We start from the raw sequence: 20737 nt of genomic DNA on the forward strand, positions 1-20737 counted from the left end.
ACGGATATGAACGTTATTTGCCCAAAAATGCGTTCAGCATCCACGAATGCTTCTGCACATCGCTCACCATGCCGGTCAACAGATCGGCAGTCGCATCGTCGCCCTCTTGGTTTGCTGCCTCGATACCGGACTTGAGCTCTCCGGCCACTTTCTCGAAATCCGCAACCAGCTGTCCGACCATCTGCTCGGCCGTGTTTTCATTCGACACCTCCTGCAGCGTCGTCAGCTTCAAATATTGAGCCATGCTGGCGGCCGGTTTGCCGCCGATAGCCAGCATGCGCTCTGCCAGCTCATCCACATAACCAGCGGCCGTGTTGTACAACTCCTCGAATTTCTCGTGCAGCACGTAGAACTGAGGACCTTTCACATACCAATGATAATGGTGCAGCTTCACGCCAAGAACACTCCAGTTGGCTACCTGCGTATTTAGAATTTGTTGAAGTTCATCGGTCGTATTTCCTTGTGCTTGTTGGGTCAGGTTGCTCATCTATATCGTCTCCTTTGATATTATATTTAGACTTATTCTAAATCCTTGAATTAATCATATCAGATTTCTGTCTCTTTTGCAAAGGAAATCGAAACTTCTCGGATGAAGATAGGATGAAGAATTCACCTCCGATTTATACCTATCCTAAATTATTTTTAAGACCGTCTGCTGTGATGGGCATCATATAGCTTCAGCTGCAAAATCCTAGGATAACCCCAGTATCGTTTTCATTTCCTTCCGTTTTTGCTTCGGGTTCATCACGTACAACGTGTCCCCTGCCTCAATGACAGTGTTTCCTCTCGGCGTGATGATGCGCTTCTCCCGAATGATGGCCGTAAAGAGAATATCGTCTGGCAGATTCAGCTGCTGAATCTCCTTGCCGACGATGGGCAGATCCCCATCCACCAGCACGTGGTTGATCTCGGAATCCGTTTTTCCTAGAGCCATCAACTCCAATAAGGACGGAGCCTTTGCTTTATCCTTCTCCACCAGCGCAAGCCTTTGCGTGAGCGGAGAGATGGTGGTGCCCTGGATCACCGCCGAAGTCAAAACAACAAAGAACACGACATTAAAAAACAATTCCCCCTGCCTGATTCCCGCCAGTACGGGATATGTAGCCAATACGATCGGTACGGCCCCACGGAGGCCGGCCCATGAAATCAATATTTTCTCGCGGACGGCAAATTTGGCGAACAGCAGACTGCTGAACACGCCGATCGGCCTGGCGATGAAGATGAGAATCAAGGACAACAGGAGTCCTTGCCATATGACCTTCGACAGCTCGTTCGGGAAGACAAGAAGCCCGAGCAGGACAAACATCACGATCTGCATCATCCACGCAAAGCCTTGGTTGAATGCTTGAATCGTCTTGCGGTACGTCAGCTCGGTATTGCCGAGCAGCAAGGCCATAACGTATACGGCAAGCAAACCACTGGCTCCAAGCCATGCGGCGGCGGCATACGTCAGCACGGCGAATCCTAAAGCGGTCACGGGGTATAGCCCCGAAGAATCGAAGTTGATGCGATTGATCACATACACGGCCAGCATGCCGACAAGAATGCCGACAACCAGTCCCAATCCCATTTCCATGACAAAGGAAAAAATAAGCCCGAACAAATTTAGGCCCGGATGTTCTATCCATTCGATTAAGGACACGGTTAGAAACACCGCCATCGGGTCATTGCTTCCGGATTCGGCCTCAAGGGTCATGCGAAGCCTTTTCTTCAGATTCGTTCCGCCAAGAACCGAGAATACGGCTGCAGCGTCCGTCGAGCCAACGATAGCGCCGATTAACAGCCCTTCTTTCAAAGAAATATCAAGCACGAAAGAAGCGCATAGTCCGATTACAACGGTTGTCAGCAGGACGCCTATCGTGGCAAGCGAAATGGCCGGACCCAGAACCGGCTTGATTTCTTTGTAGTCGGTCTGCATCCCGCCCTGAAACAAAATGACGATCAGTGCGAAGATGCCGACCAGCTGCGTGAGCTCCGCATTATCGTAAAAAATGAACCGGCTGAGAATCATCCCGATCGCGATAAACAGCACCAGAGCGGGCATGCCGAAACGGGAAGAGAACTTGGTGGTCAATACGCCTGTCAGAAGCAAGGCGCCACACAGCAAAATCATGGAATCAACAAAACTTGGCAAGCTCATCCCTCCGGCGTCAGATTCGTTCATTTAGTATTACCCGAAAAACACCGCCTTTTCGTATACGCCTCAACCCGAGACGCTTCGCTGCAGGGCAGGCTAACTCCGCCAACCGGAAATTCCGGATAACCTTAGAAAACGTTTACTGGAAATTCCCCGCCCAATGACTTTATACTGGTAATAACAAACGACATACATAGGGGAGGCGTCAATCGAGTGAAGATTTCTATGATGAAAAGCGATCAATTGCAACAAGCCGTCGAGCTGTCCGACCGTATTTTTCTTAAGCAGCCGGAGCAGCCTTCAATGGGGGTATCCTTCCCTCCGATATTCTCGCCGGGTATCAGCCATTCCTACGGTGCCTGGGATCAGGACAAACTGGTGTCTTTCATGGGATTCGTGCCGTTCACCATCCAGACTCGCGGTGCCCGATTAAATATTTTCTCCATCGGCTCCGTCTGCACGGACCCGGATTACCGGGGTCAACGACTTGCAGGCAATCTCCTGGAACAGTGCATGCGGCATGGCGAGGCTTCCGGCGCATCCCTCATCCTTATTTCCGGCGGCAGATCCCTTTATACCCGGGCAGGCAGCCGTATATTCGGGCGGGCGTTCCGGTTCCGTCTATCTCCGGCCGACGTGGAGCCGCTGCGTGCTGCAACGGGAAAAAAAGTGAACATCCGGGCCATGCAGCCGCACGATCTGTTCCAGATCCAAAGACTGATGGAACAGCGGGAGGCCGGATATGTTACGACGGCTTCAGAGCTTAACAAGCTGCTGGATGCAAGCGCATATTCCAACGTGATCCGCCTTAAACAGCAGGTGCTTGTCGCCGAAGAAAACGGAGCGTTGACTGCTTATGCCATCATTGCCGTGCCCGGAGACAAGATGACGCCTTCCAGGGAGTCTACTCTCGTCGAGTGGGGTGGGAGCCCTGAAGCGGCCGCACTGGTTATAGCCGATGCCATCGCGTCCTTCCACCTTTCAGAGCTTACGGTTCCGCTGCCTTGGCAGGATAAGGAGCTTGCCGCTTTAATCCAATCTGCCGGCATCCTGCCTGAGTATATTCGCAACGAGGGAACCATTTATTTGGTAAGCGGCCCGCAGCTGCTTCGTCAGCTGGCTCCTCTGCTTCCAGAGGGGGTGATCCAGGCGGACGGCGAACATGGTCCGTACCGTCTTAGCCTGAACCATGGAACGTTGGAGCTGGATGACGAAGGTTTGCTTTCCATCCTGTTCGATCCGGAATCTCCGTATAGGGCTAACGGGAGCGTAACCTTCGATCCTGTCCCTCTCCCTTACGCAACCGGACTTCAATATATATAATGAAAGAACTAAAGGTGCATCTGATCCTTTCCCTAAGCAGGGGAGGTCATATGCACCTTTTTACTTTCGCTTGAGATCGAGTAACCTAGAACCTGTTCGTCCCAATAAAAAACCAGCGTCGATACTCGTGTCCCGAGGAGCGGCCGCCCGCCTATTTTTACCAGGATAAAGTGCCCTTCCTCTCCGCTTCCACATAGGATGGGATAACCGATCTGATAGAAAGAGGGTGCAAGGCCTTGAGTCATCAACCAAAAAGAGGGCTTCAAGCCCAAACAAGCCTCGGTATCCCGGGTCTCATCCCCGGATACCCTTACTATCCTTATCCATACTATCCACCGTTTTATCCGGTCTATCCGTTTCCTCCGTATTACCCGGGGTATCCCGGATTTCCCGGACATGGACATGGGCACGGTCCTTGGCATCCGGGTGGACCTGGACATGGCCCCGGTGGACCTGGCGGTCCTGGACATGGGCCGAGGGGTGCGAGAATGCAGCGCAACAAGCGTTAAACACAACTGCAAGCAAGCCCACGTGAAGCCGATTGTCGCCGCAAACAAACCGCCCGGAAGAATCCGGGCGGTTTGTTCATCGTTCATCATGCATATGAGAATAATCTTTATCGTCTCTTCGTGGTTTCTTCACGATCCGGGCTAACAATGTTAGGACTCACGGCGCCGCCATTGCCATCGCCATAGCCTTGATACAGGTTAGGGTCCGGCACGGCATCCTCAGTGGCAGCAGCCGCTTCAGAACGCGAATCTACCGGTGCTCCTGTACCGCTGTAGGTACCTTCTTCACGGTAATGATGTTCATTGAGCGCGCTGTTGCTGCGGAATATATCATATACCTGGCCACCGTTCGACTCATCGGCGTCCACCATGACCAGTATATGCCCTTCATCGACGTAGCCCCCATATTCCTCCGCTTGATCTTCCGGAATGCCAAGACCGATCAGGCCTCCCACCAACCCGCCTGCACCGGCACCCACGGCGGCGCCCGTCAGCGTTGCCGCGATCGGGCCCGCGGCAATGATCGGACCGATGCCCGGAATGGCCAATGCGCCAAGACCTGCGAGCAATCCGGTTACGCCGCCCAGCACGCCGCCGGTAGCCGCTCCGGAGGCTAATCCCTCGGGTGCTTTGGTTCCGGTCTCGTCCTGAATATGGGAAGATTCGCCGCGATCCTTGGCAATGACAGAGATTTCATCGGCTCTGAATCCTTGCTGCTTTAGTTCCTCAATGGCTCGGGTTGCTTCCTGCTCCGTCCGAAAAGCTCCTACAATTTTCTGAGTCATATGAATTCCTCCTATTTGGTCATTTTCGGTTATCGCTGTACATCCCTAAATTAAACGCCAGCCGCCATACTCAAACAAGGAAACCGAATCCGCTTGTAAAGAAAACCCGTCGCTGAGCCGAAACCTCCATATATAGCCATGGAATGGGAATGGTAATATTTAACTCCACCAATATTCATGTTAATATAGCAAGTAAGCACTTGTACCTTAAAAATTGAATAGGTTGGTGATTCCATGAACTGGTTCAAGCCTTTCGAGGACGATCTTGCCGCCGCTTTCTCGGCCTGCGAAGCGAGGCTTTCAGATTTCCCTGCTCCCCTGAACCAAATCGGTCTTTCATACCTCAGAAAGTTTGACGTCTTCGAGCAGGACAGTTCCAAAAATTACATCTGCTATCTGCTTCCCTTCTGGATGAAAGAACGGACCGCACTCCCTGCCAAGATATACCGTGATCTCTCCACGGCCAACATTATCGGCATGTTATACTACTTCATTCAAGACGACATTATGGACTCGCCTCATGACGGCCAGTCCTCTATCGATCCGAAACACCATCTCGCGCTTGCCAACCTGCTGTATTACGAATTTCTCACATCCTATCAACCCTACTTCCCGGCAAATTCAGAATTCTGGTCTTATCTCAAACACTATACGCACGAATGGTCGGAAGGCGTCCTCCATGAAACCCGGGAGGATTACTTCAAGCACGACAGGGCCATGGTTGCCAAAAAGGCGGCTCCCGTAAAGCTGGGAAGCACTGCCGCGCTGCTTCTATCGGATCAAGCAGACCTTATTCCACGCACGAACGATGTGATGAATCATGTGCTGCTTACCTTGCAGATGATGGACGATTGGACCGATTGGAAACAGGATCTTGCGGATGGCAGCTACAACTGCCTGCTCTCCCTCATTAAATCGGAACGAGGACAACCGCAAGGCGCTGTTCTAACGATATCCGAAGTACAGGAAGCCATCTTTATCAACAACATACTGAAGCCTTATGCAGAAATTGCCGCTGCCACCCATGCCCATCTCTTATCGGTAGATATCGAGGCTCCGCATCTGATTTCCTTCCATCAAACGATAGTGGATGAACTTCAGAACGAAGCAAATCATATCGAAAACAGCAAAAAAACCTTGTCTTTTGGCGGATTAAATTATCATTTGTCTATTCTAAACAAAAAATAATAGATTTTATATTTATTCCATGGTATTCTCTAAGAGTAAAAAATAACCAATTTATTTGAAAGGGTGATTCTTATGACGACAGAAGCCATCTTTCAAACACAATTGATTCAAAAAGCCTGGGAGGATCCTAGCTTTAAGGCAAAACTGCTCAGCGATCCAAAGTCCGCGATCAAGGAAGTTCTTGGTGTACGGATTCCCGACCACATCGAGATTCGAACGCTTGAAGAGAATCCGGGCGAGCTGTATCTGGTCATCCCTCCGAATCCGACTAGCGTGATCAAATCGGAAGCCAAGGAAAGAGCCATCTGGTAAAGACTACATAACAGCCTGGACATTTCATAAATAGATGATTAGGTAAAAAGAGTGGGGACGGTAACCGCCATCGCTGCCGCAGCTTAGCGAATCATTCGCAAGCTGAGGGAAGCGTAATGACGGCATCGGTCCCCACTCCTTGTTTACTCGTAAAATAAATGTCCCCATCCATGGCCTCGATAATTCGGAAGGTCACCATCAGGCCAAGGCCCGTACCCTTCGTTTTGTTAGAGAAATAGGGCTCTCCCAGACGTGCCAGCACATCTGGCCCCATCCCCTCTCCATTATCCACCACATGAATAAACACCTGGCCTTGCTGGCGATAGCAGCGGATATGAACCAGTCCCTCCTCGCCCAGCGCCTCAATGCTGTTCTTCACGATGTTAATGAAGGCCTGCTTGAATTTCGAGGAATTGCCCCGAATCGTAATATCCTCCGGAATATCGACGGTAATTCTGCCGCCTTGCAGATGGGCCAGCGGCCCGAGTATGCCTTCGATATGCTTGAACTCCTCGGATATCCTCAGCACCGTGTCTTTGCCGAATTCCGGTTTGGCAAAGGTTAAGAAATCCGTAATGATGCCCGAAGCACGATCCAGCTCTACCAAGGCCAGATTCAGATACTCCCGTTCGGTGGACTGGGCTTTTCCGGTGAGGAGCTGCAGGAATCCCCGCGTCACTTGCAGCGGGTTGCGAACCTCATGCGCGACCGATGCCGCAAGCTCACTGATGATCTCCATCTTCTCCGAACGCTGCAGTTCATTGTTGAACATCTCGAGCTCCTTGGAATATTGAAGCATCTGCTCGTGATTTTTGGCAAAATGCCTTCCGAGAATAACGATCAGCGCAATAATGAAGCTGACGATGCCCCATTTCCAGAGGAACAGATTGTAGCTGCCCCGAGTTAGGAAAAACTGCAGCAGCTCGCCCAAACCCAAAATGGCAAACACCGCAAAGCCGGCGTTGAAAATAATAGCATCCTTATTTCCCTTAACGGCATAGTACATCGAGCTTCCGACCAGCAGTACGAATTGAACAATCATGATAAAACCCAGGACCTGAACGGAGAAGAAGTAATACAGGTCGAACCATTGATTTGAGGCCCATTGATTGTAGATCAGAAACAGGCCGCAGAACAGCGAATAAAATACCTGGAATCTCCGAAGTTTGCGCAGCACGCCCCTCCAGCCGGGGCCGAAGATTTTTTCAAAAAAGAGACTGAACGAAGGAAGTAAAATAAATAACGAGATGTCATATAACTGAGTATATAAATTTCCATACTCATCAAAAATCGTATAAAGAAACGGAGAGTATGTAAATACTAGGATGCCAACGGATAAAATAATAAACGATAATGACAGGACCGTAATCAAATATTTTCTGTTCAGAAACACCGCGCAGATCAGCATCACCAATGCAATAAAAATAAAGGCGCTCCCGAGGATGATATCCACTAGATTCGACTTCACGAACTGGTTCAACAGATCATGATAGTTGCCGACCAGGATGTTCCCTTCCATCGTCACATGATCTCGCGCGGTTTCCAGCCAGATGTACAGATCCTTCCCGAGTAAGTCCTGATGAAGGGGAAGCAAAATGTAGTTCAGCTCATAATTGTACGTACGGGTTGATTCGTAAATCTTCTCATGGTCCGCAAACACCGCAACGTGCTGTCCGTGCAGCTTGTCAATTAAAATGCCGGGGGATGCCGATGATATTTCGGGAATCTTCATTTGAATCCATGCGGATGCCTTGGCATGCGGCTTGGAAGGCGTCGAAGCTCCGGTCGAAGTTACCAGCCAGTCATCCCTGTGGGCCGGTAAGCTGTCCGGTACCCCTCGGGTTTCGGACCAAAGGATTCTCCACTCCTTAATCGCTGCCCGAGCTGCTGTTTCTTCGGTAGCAAAGACAAGCCCAGGTAACCCCTGGCTAAAAGTTATAACGATGATCAGGAACACAGCGATTCTCCATCCAGACCTCATGGACGCACCTCAAACATTATAATGGGTGATTCTCTTACTCTGTTATTCGCTGCGGCAAAACCTTCCACCTTCTAATTTTCGGAAAAATGATAAAATTTTCTATAATTGATATAACAAAGAGAGATGCAGCGCGGCATCTCTCTTGATAGGAAGTCTAAACTTCCACGGAATCAGGAACGGACGGAAAGCGAATGATCACTTCGGTGCCACTTCCTTTTTCACTGATAAAATGAATCGTTCCTCGCATCGCTTCGATGATCCGGAAGGTGACCATCAGGCCAAGCCCCGTCCCTTTCGACTTATTCGAAAAATACGCCTCACCCAGCCTCTCCAGATCTCCAGCCTCCATTCCGATGCCGTCATCTTGGATGTGAATCACGACTTCATCTGATTTGGCGTAGGCCCAGATGCGAATCATGCCTTCTCCATCCAGTGCCTCAATGCTGTTCTTGACGATATTAATCATCGCTTGCTTCAGTTTGGATGAATTACCGGTGATGTATAATTCCTTGGCGTCATCCAGTTCGATCGTGCCCCCGCTCAGATTCGCAAGCGGCTGCAGAATGCCTTTCACATGCTTCAGCTCCTCATACACGTTCAGCCTGGTCTCATGCTCTAATTCAGGCTTGGCAAACGTGAGGAAATCCGTAATGATCCCGGAAGCCCGGTCCAGTTCTTTCAGCGCCAGGCCAAAATACTCCTTTTCCGTCTGCTTGGAGTTCTCCGCCAGAAGCTGCATGAAGCCGCGCGTCACTTGCAGCGGATTTCGGACCTCGTGCGCAACCGAAGCGGCCAGCTCACTGATGATCTCCATTTTCTCCGATCGCTGAAGTTCCTGATTAAACATCTCCAGCTCCCGGGAATATTGCAGCACTTGCTCATGGCTTCGGGCGAATTTACGGCCTAGCAATATGATCAGAGAGATGATCAGGCCGATCACGCCCCATTTCCACAGAAAGAGCTCATAATGCCCGTCATTGTAATAAAAGGCCAGCATATCTCCGAGCGTCGCTAACGCCATCATGCCGAAGCCGGCTGTAAAAATATAAGCGTCTTTGTTGCGCTTGGCAGCGTACAGAATCGTGGTACCGATCAGCAGCACCATCTGCAGGATAATCAGGATGCCTAGAATCTTCACGGAGAAGAAGTAGTACATATCATAAAACGAATGATGGCTCAGAACATGTACCGCAAGGAAGACCAGGCAGATCCCGGAGTAGGCCATCTGAATTCTTCGGCCGTAGCGAATGAGCCGGTAGGGACCGGGTCCGTAGATTTTCTCGAAATAGAAATACAGCGCAGGCAAAACGGTGAAAAGCGAAATATCAAATACCGAGACCCATACGCTGCCGAGATCGCCATAAAAGGTGTAGAGGAACGGCGAGTACGTAATTAGCAAGGCTCCGCTGGCCAGAATGATCAAGCTCAGGGACAACCAGCTGGATACCGTATGCTTCGGAAGGAACAAGCAGCAGAAGAACATGACCACCGCAATAAACAAAAAGGAGCTGCCTAATATAAAATCCTCCAGATCCTTCTTGATAAAACCTTTGCGCAGATCATCATACTCGCCGAGCATGATCTCGCTATCGATGCCTAGCGTCATATCGCTAGAACCGTTTGACCATATATAAACGGTTTTGCCGGCATCATCGGGATGAAAAGGAAGCAGCAGCGAATGATTCGTATACATATAGTCCCGCTTGGCCTCATATACCTGTTCGTCGTCCAAAAAAGCCAGAACATCCTGCCCCTTGATCCGATCAATCATAATGGCCGATTGTTTCCAAGGAAGGTCGGGCAGGGTGAAACGATTCCATGCTGAAGATACCCCATCTGACTTTGGGGATTCTTTGTTCTCTGGTGTCCCTGTCAGCCAACCGCTTGAATGCCGAATGCCGGCTGGCGAAACAATCTCCTGTTGTTCGTTATCCCACATAAACTGCCAATCAGGTATCACGGTATGAGCACGCTCAGCATCCGATTGTCCCGGCGATAAAATCGATATAATCAGCAGCAGCGGCACGACCAGCAGAAGCAGGAATATGGATTTGGGCATATCCTTCATCTAGTCAGCACCTCTAACCGTTATTGTCAATATTAATACGTCTTCTTCTCCATCCTTTGCCGATTCGACAAACTTCGTGTTCATTTACAATCAATATAACATGAAACGCCAGGTATCGTTTGTAAAAATTTTATTTACGTTCATAGCGATAACCGGCCGTAAGCAAGAAATGGCGGTTCAAGGATCATATCCTTGATCACCGCCGTTTCTTCGTTTGGCCTGTTTTTCATCTGACAAACCTTACCTCTATTGAGCACACCTGCTTACAGCGGAATGACTAATGCTTCTAATGCGTAGAGTTTGAAGCAAGGCCGACTTTATCGACCATCCGCTGGCTTTCGTCGTTTAATCCTATGAGCGTGAGGTCTTTCCCCGCTTCCTTGTACTTATGCCATACCTTCGAAATGGCATTCGTGGCTGACTGATCCCATACATGGGATTTGGAAAAATCTATCATGACATGTTCCGGATCATCGTTCACGTCAAACAGATTTACAAAATACATCATCGTTCCGAAAAACAGCTGACCCCGGATTTCATATACCTTGGTGCCGTTCGGCTGGATATGGGGCACGGCGTGAATTTTTGCCATCTTCCACCCGAAATTCAGGGCGCTTAAGATAATCCCGATCATGACCCCGATGGCCAGATTATGAGTCGCTACCACAATAATGACCGTTGCCAGCATGACGATGGCATCGCCTAACGGCACGCGGTGAAGCGTGCGAAGCGATCCCCATTCAAACGTGCCGATCGAAACCATAAACATGACCCCGACAAGCGCCGCCATCGGAATCTGTTTCACGACATCCCCGAGCACAATGATGAGGAACAGCAGAAACACGCCGGAAACCAAGGTGGATAACCGGGTACGCCCACCCGAGTTCACATTAATCACCGTCTGCCCGATCATGGCGCAGCCCGCCATGCCGCCAAAGAATCCGGTGATCACGTTGGAAACGCCTTGTCCGCGGATTTCCCGGTTCTTGTCGCTGCCCGTCTCGGTCATCTCATCCACGAGCGACGCGGTAAGCAGCGATTCCGTCATCCCGACGACAGCAAGAGCCAGGGAAATAGGCAATATCGTCATGATCATGTCCAGGCTCACGGTTACATTCGGAATGTGGAAGAACGGCAGTGCCTGGGTAATGTTGCCCATGTCCCCGACCGTTTGCACCGGGGCTTTGAACCAAACCGCAACGATCGTCATCACGATGATCGCAACGAGTGCCGAAGGAACCGCTTTGGTTGCCAGCGGCAATAAATAAATGATCAGCAGCGTGCCGATCACCATCAAGTACATCGGCCACGATTCGCCCTTAAAATTCGGAAGCTGGGCCAGAAAGATGATGATGGCCAGGGAATTCACGAAGCCGGTGATGACCGGCTGGGGAACAAACGTGATAAAACGTCCGAACTTGAGCGCTCCCATCAACCATTGGAAGATTCCCGTCAGAATCGTTGCCGCATACAAATACTCGATCCCGTACATAGCCACAAGCGGTCCCATCAATGACGCCATGGCTCCTGTTGCCGCCGAAATCATGCCGGGACGGCCGCCGAAAAACGAAATGCTGACGGCAATCACGAAGGACGCATAGAGTCCCACCATCGGATCAACGCCTGCCATGATGGAGAAGGCGATCGCTTCCGGAATGAGAGCGAACGCTACCGTCAGACCCGATAAAATATCTTTGCGCGAGTTGCCAAAGAAGCCTTGTCTAATCCATTGAAACAAAGTCCCGATCACTTCCTGTTCTATTGTTGGTTGTTGACAATCCACTCTCAGAATTGTCCGGTCCGATAGTCGCTTTTTCGATTATAGCGGGATCATTTTAAAATTTCATTGTTCAATTTAAGGGAAATAATTCACGAAATCATTCATTTTCTCTCATTTATCTTGTGTTTCGTCCATTTTCCTTATTTGAAAATTTTCATAATACGTCAACCGACAGGGAAAGATAAAGCCTGCTTGGTTTATCATAACCTGAATGTTTCGGGATTCATTCTTGATTCAGCGGGTAAAGTCGAAGTATAGAAACCTATTGCAATTGAAAACAAGGAAGGAGATGGACACCATGCGAGACGAAAACAATCGGAATACGCTGGCAGATTTGACATATTTGGAATTCGAGGCCAAACGGAAAGTCGAGGATACGGATTGGATTCCGCAAGACGATCTGAGAGACGTCAACACCTATACGGAGCAAAGCCTAAGCAGCGAAGACGCGGATCATATCGCGTACGATCAGAATGAAGCGGCTCCTGCGGATGCAAAACCGGAGGAGCGGATGAACCCCGATCACAGCGCCATCGATGCATGGGAAGCTGCCGGCGCCGATCCGGATCAACGGACCATTGCCGATGAGCGGTTAACCTTGTCATCCGATGCCGGAGAAGCCGACGAGGTGCGGCTGGACCGCACCGCCGACGAAACGGTTATTCGCGATGTGGCGGACGACGAAACGGACCGGGAATGGCGGGCCATCGAGGGTGAGCCCCCCACTCGTCCGGGTGACGAGGTCATCGCCGAGTACACGGGCGATACGGAGCGGAGAGTCGCTGCCGACGCAGCGTTGTCAGGCAGCGGAACCGCCTTTTTGAATCAGGACATTTTTATGAATTACCCTTCGGGTGAAGAGGAGTATACGCCGCTGGAGGATGTGCCGGACGCGGACGCTATTGCAGCCAACAGCCCGGTGGATCCCGCCGTGCCTCCGACGGAACAGATGCACGGAACCGATTTGCTGAACGGCAGCAATGGCGAGGACGACTAAACCAGCAAGACCCGCCTCTCTTTAGGAAGGCGGGTCTTATACTAGTATCTGTGCGTTCACTCTATTTTCCGAATATGATATCCAGCCAGCCGAGAAATGACATCCACAGCAGGATGCCGATCAGGGTACCCCATATGAGTGCCGTTAATATGTTGCCCTTTCTTTCCATGCCTACGCCTCCCATACAACCGTCTTTATAGTAAAACAGTATGGGTCAAGCTATCAGTTCTTATACCAGCCGTTCATTTCAAAGATTCGATTTCATAGGAGGAACAGCCGATGAAGAAACAACCTGACGAGAAGCACCGTTTAGTGACCGAACGCGACATCGATGAGGAATTCGGCCTGTTTGTGGAGGATTCCTATCCGGACAGCATTCCGATACCCGACAGCATCAAACACGAGAAGCCGGATGGCAGTGATACGAGCAACCGCGGAAATCCTCCGTCATCCTAAACAACGCCGGGAAGGAATCGTGAACCTCTTCTTTCACCCATGCCATACCTTCCAACATACACTACACCATACGACCCTGGAAGGATGATGCCTCATATGAAAGGATTGCCGATCCATCCCTGCAGACATAAGATCACCCTGCAGCAGCGACTGGCCTCATTGACCGGACATCTGGTGGAAATCAACGCGCCGAACACCGGGTTGGAACCCGGACGGCTGCAGCGGGTATTCCCGAAAAATTTCATCAAGGTGCAGGGCGAGCTTTTTGTGCCGTCCAGTCTCAACTCGGTTCGGGTATTCGATGTCAAGCCGCCGGGCAAAACGGTGCGGGTTGGGGTGCGGACCACCTTCCCGACCCGCGGCGCCTTCGACCGGATCCGGCTTGTCAGAATCGGAGCCGATTTCATCGAATTACTGGCCAAGGACAAGAACCGTTCGCGGATTCTGCTCCCTTTAAACAAAGTGGAGGGCATATTTCCTGCCAAGTAAAGACGTACAATGCTCTCCATTTCCTGAAGCTTCCGGACTTGCACAGGTTCGGAAGCTTATTTTCTTGCATTCTGAGCTTCTGGCCTTGATTCGTTAATCGCAAGGAAAACATCCTCTACACGCGGTCGGTCTTCTGTGACATTACGTCGATAACGTTTTCTTTTATATATACTCCGCTATTTCGATTTTCAGTACTTGTCCAACCTGTGATAAAATATGATACAGATTACATGCTTAAGACCTGATAAGGCAAAGCACAGGAGGAGTCAATGATGTTGAAACGCAGAACACGCTGGATGCCGGCCCTGCTCGTCATCCTTGCGCTGCTGTTCGTGATGACGGCATGCGGCCAGAATGACAAGGAAACTGAAAGCGGCGCAGGCGGCGGAACAGGTTCGACGAACGGCGCCACGGCGCCCGAAGCGGAACCGCCGAAGGAAACCGAGGTCAAACAGAACGTGCCGGACCCGAACGCCAGCCACCCCATCGTCACGATTGAAATGGAGAACGGCAAAACGATAAAGCTTGAGCTTTACCCGGAGGTAGCGCCGAATACGGTGAACAATTTCATCTCCCTGGTGGAACAAGGGTTTTACGACGGGACAGGCTTTCACCGAGTCATCCCCGGCTTCATGATTCAGGGAGGCGATCCTGACGGAAACGGAACGGGGGGACCCGGCTACGCAATCGCCGGAGAGTTTACGTCCAACGGGTTTCAGAATGACCTGAAGCATACGACAGGCGTATTATCCATGGCGCGCGCGCAGGATCCAAACTCCGCCGGGTCGCAATTCTTCATTATGGTCGCGGATGCGCCTTCGCTGGATGCCCAGTATGCCTCCTTCGGTAAGGTCATCGAAGGCATGGAAACGGCTGAGGAAATCGTGGGCTTGGAGCGGGATCAGATGGACAAGCCGCTGGAAGTGCCCGTCATGAAGAAAGTGACGGTCGATACGCTTGGGAAGGATTATCCGGATCCCGAAAAGCATGAATAGCTTTTTTGGGATAAGCGCTGTAAGCGAACCATTTTCCTTCCTCGCTTGTGAATGAGCACAGAATCCGGACGGCTTACCAAAACAACATGCGAAAGAGGACCGGCGCACGCTTGAAATAAGCTGCGTTCCGGTCCTCTTTTTTTCGTTACAGCAGGGTATGGCCTTTACGGACGGGCCGGCTTCTCGATCACGTAAAGGCAGGTGCTATCCGGCAAAGTTACCGCCTTCCCATCCTCATCCATGAACTCGATGCGGTCAGCCAATGCCTCGGCATATCCTTCCTGCAGATAATGCTGCTGCACGCGGATCAGCGCTTCGGGACCCAGCGTTCTGCGGATGCACTCCGCATACTGCGTAGGCGTGAAATATCCGAACTGCTCCTGCACTTCATGAACATACGCTTCGGCACCCCAAGTATAGGTATACAGAAACTCCATCGCATCGTTGACAGGCATGCGCACCTCCGCGTCTGCCAGCTGCTCGTAGGATATGACCCGGCCTTTGAAATCCGAAGCATACCGGATCAGCCATTCCATGCCGTCGGCCTCAAGGAAACGGATCCTTCTCCAGGTATCTTCGGGCTCGGTCATGATCCCGTCACGGATAATAATGCGGCCCCCGGGTGCGAGCACCTCATAGGCACTGAGCAAGGCTGCCTCCACGGTCGCCGTATTGAAGCGCGCACCGTCTGTTTCAATGTACGAATACAACTCATGCAGTATCGAGGAGAAAATGACCGTATCGACGCTTCCGGGCTTTACATAGTCCCTGAGATTCAGCGCGTCCCCCTTCAGGACCTCCCATGTTTTGTGCTCCAAACGTTTGCGTTTCTCCAGCGCTTCAATCACGTTCGAGGAGATATCGATTCCGACGGGGCGCGCGTGAGGCAGCCGTTCCTCGATCAGGTCAAGCAGCACGCCGCCTCCGGGACCGATATCCAGTACCGCCGTTCCCGTGATATAATCCAGAATCACTTTCTTGTAATCTCCCGTGCTGTTCATATCGTTTAAATAACTCTCTTCGTTATGAAACCGATCATAAGCATCCCGCCTCAGGCCGAACAAATCAAACAGCAGCAGTACCGCCTTCTCGTAGAGCGGGGATTTCTCCGCCTCGATGCAAAATTCAATTAATTTCTCCGCGGCCTGCGAGAATTCGAAGGTAAAGAATACCGTATCCGGCAGCTCCGGCTTTCGTTCGATGCGGTGGCGCAGATGCGGGTTGGCGCTCGCCTGCCCGCGAAGGCAGGCCTCCCAATCCGTCTGGCGCAAATATTGCTCGATCATTCTTTTCTTGTACACGTTCAGCTTCTTGACGCCTTTGTAATCGTAATACATATCGTTCATCAGCGGCTCAAAGCTCAGGTGGCTCACCGAATCCGAAGACCATTGATCCTCCGGGCCCTGCTTCTCCGGATGGAGGGCCAGCAGCAATACCTTCACGAACTCTTCCAACGAGAAATCCTGCAGGGCCGCTTCCACATACCAAAGCGTCATGTCCTGAAACCCATGCAGGGCAGCTGGCAGATCCGTCTGCTCCCGAATCTCCTGAAGCTGCCTGTCGAAATCTTCCCCCCGGGCAATGGAAGCGGTCCGAAGGCGGCGCAGCCTTTCCTCGTAAGTCCAACGATCCGGGACGCTCCCTTCGGCAAGCTTGCGAATCAGCTGTTTGATTTCCTCCTCAACGGAATGCCATAGATCCTCCGATACGGCAGCAATGATGCAGTGATTCAAGGGGATCAGCAGCCGGATCAGCTCATCTTCGGTCAGCCGTCCTTCCTCCATAAGCTTAATCAGCGGCAGGTTTTCCTCGAAGGCGACTTCCCCCCGGATGTGTTGCCCGAGCAGTCCATGGGTAAGTATGAGAGTATGTACCATCTCTTCGTGCGGTGACAGGGTTCCCCTGCCTTGCCGGATATGTCTTTCATACAGCTGCGCGGACCCGATATTATGCAGAAACAAATGGATGCCCAACTGCTGCCAGCGAAGGCGATCCCTCATCGTTCCGCCCTTGGCCGTTTCGGCCCACACCAGGACTTCTTCCAGCAGCTCCTTGATCCAATAGGAAACAGGCAGCGAATCCAGTATCTTCAAAGTGCGTTCTACATAATCCAGCACGGGGTTGGCATGGGCCAATTGCCCGATGGACGTGATCCGTTCCAGATTGACGATTCGTTCCTCGGCCGATATCAGCTTCATTAGCCATGGATGCGTTCCCGCAGCCGATTCATCCCCCTGACGAAACGCGGTTATGGTATTCAGCGCTTGCAGCATAGGTTGTTCCTCCACTTCCTGTAATAAAAATGAACAAGGTTATCTTGGTTTCGCTGCTACGATTATAACAAATTGTTAAGAGTGGATCGCGGGCATTTGGTAGTTGCGGATGGTACAGGGTATACTGGTCAACGAAACCATATTTTTTATCAATGTGAAGGAGTGAATGTACATGAGCCTGAAAAATAAAACAGCCCTCATTACGGGTGCAGGCAAAGGGATTGGACGCGCCCTGGCCATCGCACTTGCCAAGGAAGGCGTGCACGTTGGACTCGTTGCCCGTACGGCAGCAGACCTGGAGCCGCTGAGCGCCCTGGTTGCCGAGCAGTATGGTGTCAGAGCCGTCGCGGCGGTGGCCGACGTTTCCGTACAGAGCGAGGCAGAGGCTGCTTTTGCGGCGGTAAACATGGAGCTGGGCTCGGTGGACATTCTGATCAACAACGCGGGCATCGCCCAATTCGGCAACCTGCTGGAAATGGAACCCGAAGCCTGGAAGCGTATCGTCGACGTGAATCTAATGGGGACTTACTATATGACGCGCGCAGCGCTGCCCGGCATGATCGAGCATAACCAAGGAGACATCGTCAACATCTCTTCTACGGCCGGAGAACGCGGCTTCGCCACGGGCTCAGCCTATAACGCTTCGAAATTTGCCGTGATGGGACTGACCGAAGCCGTGCTGCAGGAGGTCCGCAAGCACAACATCCGCGTGACGGCGCTGACCCCGAGCACCGTGAACACGGATCTGGCCGTCAATGCCGGCCTGAAGATCGGGGACGAAGACCGGATGATGCAGCCGGAAGACGTAGCCGAGCTTGTGCTGGCGGCGCTCAAGCTGCCGCAGCGCGTATTCGTCAAATCCGCCGGGATTTGGACTACCAACCCGCAATAAGGGCGCGTCGACAGACGCTCCCATTGCAATAACCAATTCAAGGGTGTTCTTTGGTCAGGGGCCAAGGAACACCCTTTTTGCGCAGCCGGCGTGTAACGCGATGGTCTGCGCCAGCGAATCCTGCGCTACCGTTCCCCCAAGGCAAGGTTCCGATGAAATCAGGAACGTTCCGCTCTAAGGACCTGCAAGATGCGCGTGCCTTGTTCTTTTTTCCATGCGGAATCAAGTGTCAACCATCCGTTGTCATGATATAATGACATGGCGTCATATGCACAGCCAGACCATTACCAAGCTATACTCATGGAAAGAAGATGACAACAGCATGATCGCCGACATTTTACTTGAAGTGGTACTTCCCATCTTTGTCCTGATCGGCTTTGGCATTATTATGCAATATGCCTTTAAGCTCGATTTGTACACACTCGCCAAAATCAACTTTTACTACATTACGCCTGCAGCCGTATTCATGAGTATGTACGAATCCAAGATGTCACCGCAGCTTCTCGGCATGGTGGCGTTATTTTATGCGCTTTATATCGGCGTCCTCTACTTGATCAGCATGCTGGTTGCCAGACAGCGCAAGTTCAACCGGGGGATGAGAGCCGCATTTACCAACAGCCTCCTGCTGGATAATTCGGGAAACTACGGCCTGCCGATCAATGATCTGGCCTTCAAGGGAGATCCGATGGCCGGCTCGGTGCAAGCGCTGATCATGTCTTTTCAAAGCCTCCTTACGTTTACGTACGGAGTTATTTCCATTCAGGGAGCCAAGACGGAGGGATTATACAAACAGGCCATTATCGGATTTCTGAAAATGCCCGTCCCCTATGCCCTCGTCATCGGCATTGTGCTGCATGCCTTGGCCTTGCCGCTTCCGATCTTTATCTCACAGCCGCTGACCTATGCGGACCAGTCCATGGTGGCGATCGCCCTGCTAACGCTCGGGGCACAGATCATTAAATATCCGCTGCGCCTGCGCCGGCTCGATGTTTACCTCAGCGTCCTGCTGCGTCTTTTGGTCGCACCGGCTATCGGCATTCTGATCGTGCTGCTGCTCGGGCTAAAAGGCGTTCCGGCCCAAGCGCTCATCATCGCTTCCGGCATGCCCGTCGGCGTCAATTCGTCCATCCTGGCGGAAGAATATCAGAATGAGCCTGATTTTGCTGCACAAACCGTCCTTATATCGACCATACTAAACGTAATTACGATTACCGGCCTGATCACGCTGGCCAAATTCATAGCCTAAAGACTAACTCAACTCAGCTAGGAGGAATTACATATGAATTTTGATCTTGCGATTGACCGCACCTGCACCAACTGTCAGAAATGGGACAATGTCCCCACCGTCTTCGGCGTGCCGGACGCGCTTCCGATGTGGGTGGCCGACATGGATTTTGCCGCACCACCCGCCGTTGTAGAGGCGCTTCATAAACGGGTGGAGCATGGCGTATTCGGCTATACGTTCCCGTCCGACGCTTACCGTGAGGCGATTAGCAATTGGATGAAGAAACGCCACAGCTGGAGCATTCAGCAGGAGTGGATTCAATTCTGTCCGGGCGTCGTTCCGGCTCTCAGCCTTATCGTGGATGCGTTCACCGAGCCGGGCGATCAAGTCGTCATCCAGACGCCGGTCTATCCGCCGTTCTACAGCGTCGTTCAGGACCATGGCCGTGAGCTGGTGCATAATCCGCTTCTTCTTAGCGAAGAGGGGGATTACACGATGGATTTCGAGGACCTGGAGAAGAGCTTTTCTACCGGCCATGTCAAAATGATCATTCTGTGCAGTCCGCACAACCCGGTGGGCCGGGTGTGGAGCCGAGCGGAGCTGGATCGTCTGGCCTCCCTCTGCCAGCAATACGACGTGCTTGTCGTATCGGATGAAATCCATGCGGATCTGGTGTTTGAACCCGGCGCGCATACGCCGTTTGCCGCGCTGTCCGAGGATGCCGCCGAGCGTTCCATCATCTGTACCGCGCCTAGCAAGACGTTTAATATCGCCGGCCTGAACACGGCGAACATCATCATCCCAAATGCCCAGCTGCGCAGCAAGTTCCGCAAAATACTGAACCGTTACGCCATCGGCTCCATCACGCCGATGGGGGCGGCCGCCACCGAGGCTGCTTACCGTGAGGGCGAACCGTGGCTGGATGAGCTTCTGGTTTACATCCGCGGGAACATGGAGCTCGTTGCCCAATATGCACAGGAACATCTGCCCGAGCTGAAGGTGGTTATACCGGAAGCCACCTACCTGCTGTGGATTGATTTCCGCGGCATGGGCATGTCCCACGAAGAGCTAAACCGCTTTCTCGTTCAAGAGGCGAAGCTCGGATTGAACAGCGGCGCCGCCTTCGGCAAGGAAGGCGAAGGCTTCATGCGCATGAACCTGGCCTGCACGCGCGCCACCGTTCAGGAAGCGTTGTCCCGCCTGAGCAAAGCTGTCGGGGAATGGCGGAAGGCATAAGAACATACAAGATCCGGAATGAAATAATAAACGGAGTCAAGCCCATGGCTGACTCCGTTTATTTTTTATTTTACGATAACGGCTCCCTTCT

18 protein-coding genes are annotated in these 20737 nt (G+C 51.8%); 11 read left to right on the top strand and 7 right to left on the bottom strand.

Going from position 1 to position 20737, the window contains the following annotated elements; genetic code table 11:
* Positions 1–13 precede the first annotated feature (13 nt).
* Entirely contained in the window at positions 14–487 is a 474-nt protein-coding gene (locus BMX45_RS16060) for a Dps family protein (protein WP_015733923.1), read from the bottom strand.
* Between the two features lie 204 nt (positions 488–691).
* On the bottom strand, positions 692–2140 hold the full coding sequence (locus BMX45_RS16065; RefSeq protein WP_175495131.1) for a potassium/proton antiporter: 1449 nt from the start codon (positions 2138–2140) through the stop codon (positions 692–694).
* Between the two features lie 222 nt (positions 2141–2362).
* Between BMX45_RS16065 and BMX45_RS16070 the strand changes: the two genes are divergently transcribed.
* Entirely contained in the window at positions 2363–3460 is a 1098-nt protein-coding gene (locus tag BMX45_RS16070; protein ID WP_254778098.1) for a GNAT family N-acetyltransferase, read from the top strand.
* 396 nt (positions 3461–3856) lie between these two features.
* A complete protein-coding gene (locus tag BMX45_RS31345) occupies positions 3857–4114 on the top strand; it encodes a hypothetical protein (protein WP_175495120.1) in 258 nt (85 codons plus the stop codon).
* Here the strand turns inward: BMX45_RS31345 and BMX45_RS16080 are convergent.
* Positions 4077–4754 (bottom strand): general stress protein, encoded by a 678-nt coding sequence (locus tag BMX45_RS16080; RefSeq protein ID WP_009591703.1) that lies wholly within the window; start codon positions 4752–4754, stop codon positions 4077–4079. The genes BMX45_RS31345 and BMX45_RS16080 overlap by 38 nt on opposite strands.
* Before the next feature lie 234 nt (positions 4755–4988).
* Here BMX45_RS16080 and BMX45_RS16085 point away from each other — a divergent pair, with 234 nt between their 5' ends.
* Both BMX45_RS16085 and BMX45_RS16090 read left to right on the top strand, forming a co-directional pair.
* A complete protein-coding gene (locus tag BMX45_RS16085; RefSeq protein ID WP_090910537.1) occupies positions 4989–5942 on the top strand; it encodes a hypothetical protein in 954 nt (317 codons plus the stop codon).
* A gap of 72 nt (positions 5943–6014) precedes the next feature.
* Positions 6015–6254, top strand: a complete 240-nt coding sequence (locus BMX45_RS16090; RefSeq protein ID WP_009591587.1) for an NHLP leader peptide family RiPP precursor — start codon at positions 6015–6017, stop codon at positions 6252–6254.
* A gap of 91 nt (positions 6255–6345) precedes the next feature.
* On the opposite strand, the gene BMX45_RS16095 is transcribed toward BMX45_RS16090, so the two are convergent.
* The 3 genes from BMX45_RS16095 to BMX45_RS16105 all read right to left on the bottom strand — a co-directional run bounded on the left by BMX45_RS16095 (position 6346) and on the right by BMX45_RS16105 (position 12041).
* On the bottom strand, positions 6346–8235 hold the full coding sequence (locus tag BMX45_RS16095) for a sensor histidine kinase (RefSeq protein WP_175495123.1): 1890 nt from the start codon (positions 8233–8235) through the stop codon (positions 6346–6348).
* A gap of 154 nt (positions 8236–8389) precedes the next feature.
* Complete coding sequence (locus tag BMX45_RS16100) at positions 8390–10303, bottom strand: sensor histidine kinase (protein ID WP_090910539.1); 1914 nt, start codon at positions 10301–10303, stop codon at positions 8390–8392.
* 286 nt (positions 10304–10589) lie between these two features.
* Positions 10590–12041, bottom strand: a complete 1452-nt coding sequence (locus tag BMX45_RS16105) for a SulP family inorganic anion transporter (protein WP_090910540.1) — start codon at positions 12039–12041, stop codon at positions 10590–10592.
* Positions 12042–12381: 340 nt separating this feature from the next.
* Here BMX45_RS16105 and BMX45_RS16110 point away from each other — a divergent pair, with 340 nt between their 5' ends.
* The 4 genes from BMX45_RS16110 (at position 12382) to BMX45_RS16120 (ending at position 15020) form a co-directional block, all read left to right on the top strand.
* A complete protein-coding gene (locus BMX45_RS16110) occupies positions 12382–13080 on the top strand; it encodes a hypothetical protein (RefSeq protein ID WP_090910541.1) in 699 nt (232 codons plus the stop codon).
* Positions 13081–13359: 279 nt separating this feature from the next.
* Complete coding sequence (locus BMX45_RS31350) at positions 13360–13536, top strand: hypothetical protein (protein ID WP_009591634.1); 177 nt, start codon at positions 13360–13362, stop codon at positions 13534–13536.
* 96 nt (positions 13537–13632) lie between these two features.
* Positions 13633–14025, top strand: a complete 393-nt coding sequence (locus BMX45_RS16115; protein WP_015733912.1) for a hypothetical protein — start codon at positions 13633–13635, stop codon at positions 14023–14025.
* A gap of 272 nt (positions 14026–14297) precedes the next feature.
* Positions 14298–15020, top strand: coding sequence for a peptidylprolyl isomerase (locus tag BMX45_RS16120; protein WP_090910542.1), 723 nt, complete (start codon positions 14298–14300; stop codon positions 15018–15020).
* 164 nt (positions 15021–15184) lie between these two features.
* Here the strand turns inward: BMX45_RS16120 and BMX45_RS16125 are convergent, their stop codons facing one another.
* The gene (locus tag BMX45_RS16125) at positions 15185–17293 is read right to left on the bottom strand and encodes a class I SAM-dependent methyltransferase (RefSeq protein ID WP_090910543.1); all 2109 of its coding nucleotides are present in this window, start codon (positions 17291–17293) and stop codon (positions 15185–15187) included.
* Positions 17294–17465: 172 nt separating this feature from the next.
* Here BMX45_RS16125 and BMX45_RS16130 point away from each other — a divergent pair, with 172 nt between their 5' ends.
* The 3 genes from BMX45_RS16130 to BMX45_RS16140 all read left to right on the top strand — a co-directional run bounded on the left by BMX45_RS16130 (position 17466) and on the right by BMX45_RS16140 (position 20646).
* A complete protein-coding gene (locus tag BMX45_RS16130; RefSeq protein ID WP_015733909.1) occupies positions 17466–18185 on the top strand; it encodes a 3-ketoacyl-ACP reductase in 720 nt (239 codons plus the stop codon).
* 322 nt (positions 18186–18507) lie between these two features.
* Positions 18508–19431, top strand: a complete 924-nt coding sequence (locus BMX45_RS16135; protein WP_090910544.1) for an AEC family transporter — start codon at positions 18508–18510, stop codon at positions 19429–19431.
* Between the two features lie 33 nt (positions 19432–19464).
* The gene (locus BMX45_RS16140) at positions 19465–20646 is read left to right on the top strand and encodes a MalY/PatB family protein (protein WP_090910545.1); all 1182 of its coding nucleotides are present in this window, start codon (positions 19465–19467) and stop codon (positions 20644–20646) included.
* The last annotated feature ends 91 nt before the right edge of the window (positions 20647–20737 follow it).

Source organism: Paenibacillus sp. cl141a (genome assembly GCF_900109305.1).
GTDB classification, from domain to species: domain Bacteria; phylum Bacillota; class Bacilli; order Paenibacillales; family Paenibacillaceae; genus Paenibacillus_AQ; species Paenibacillus_AQ lautus_A.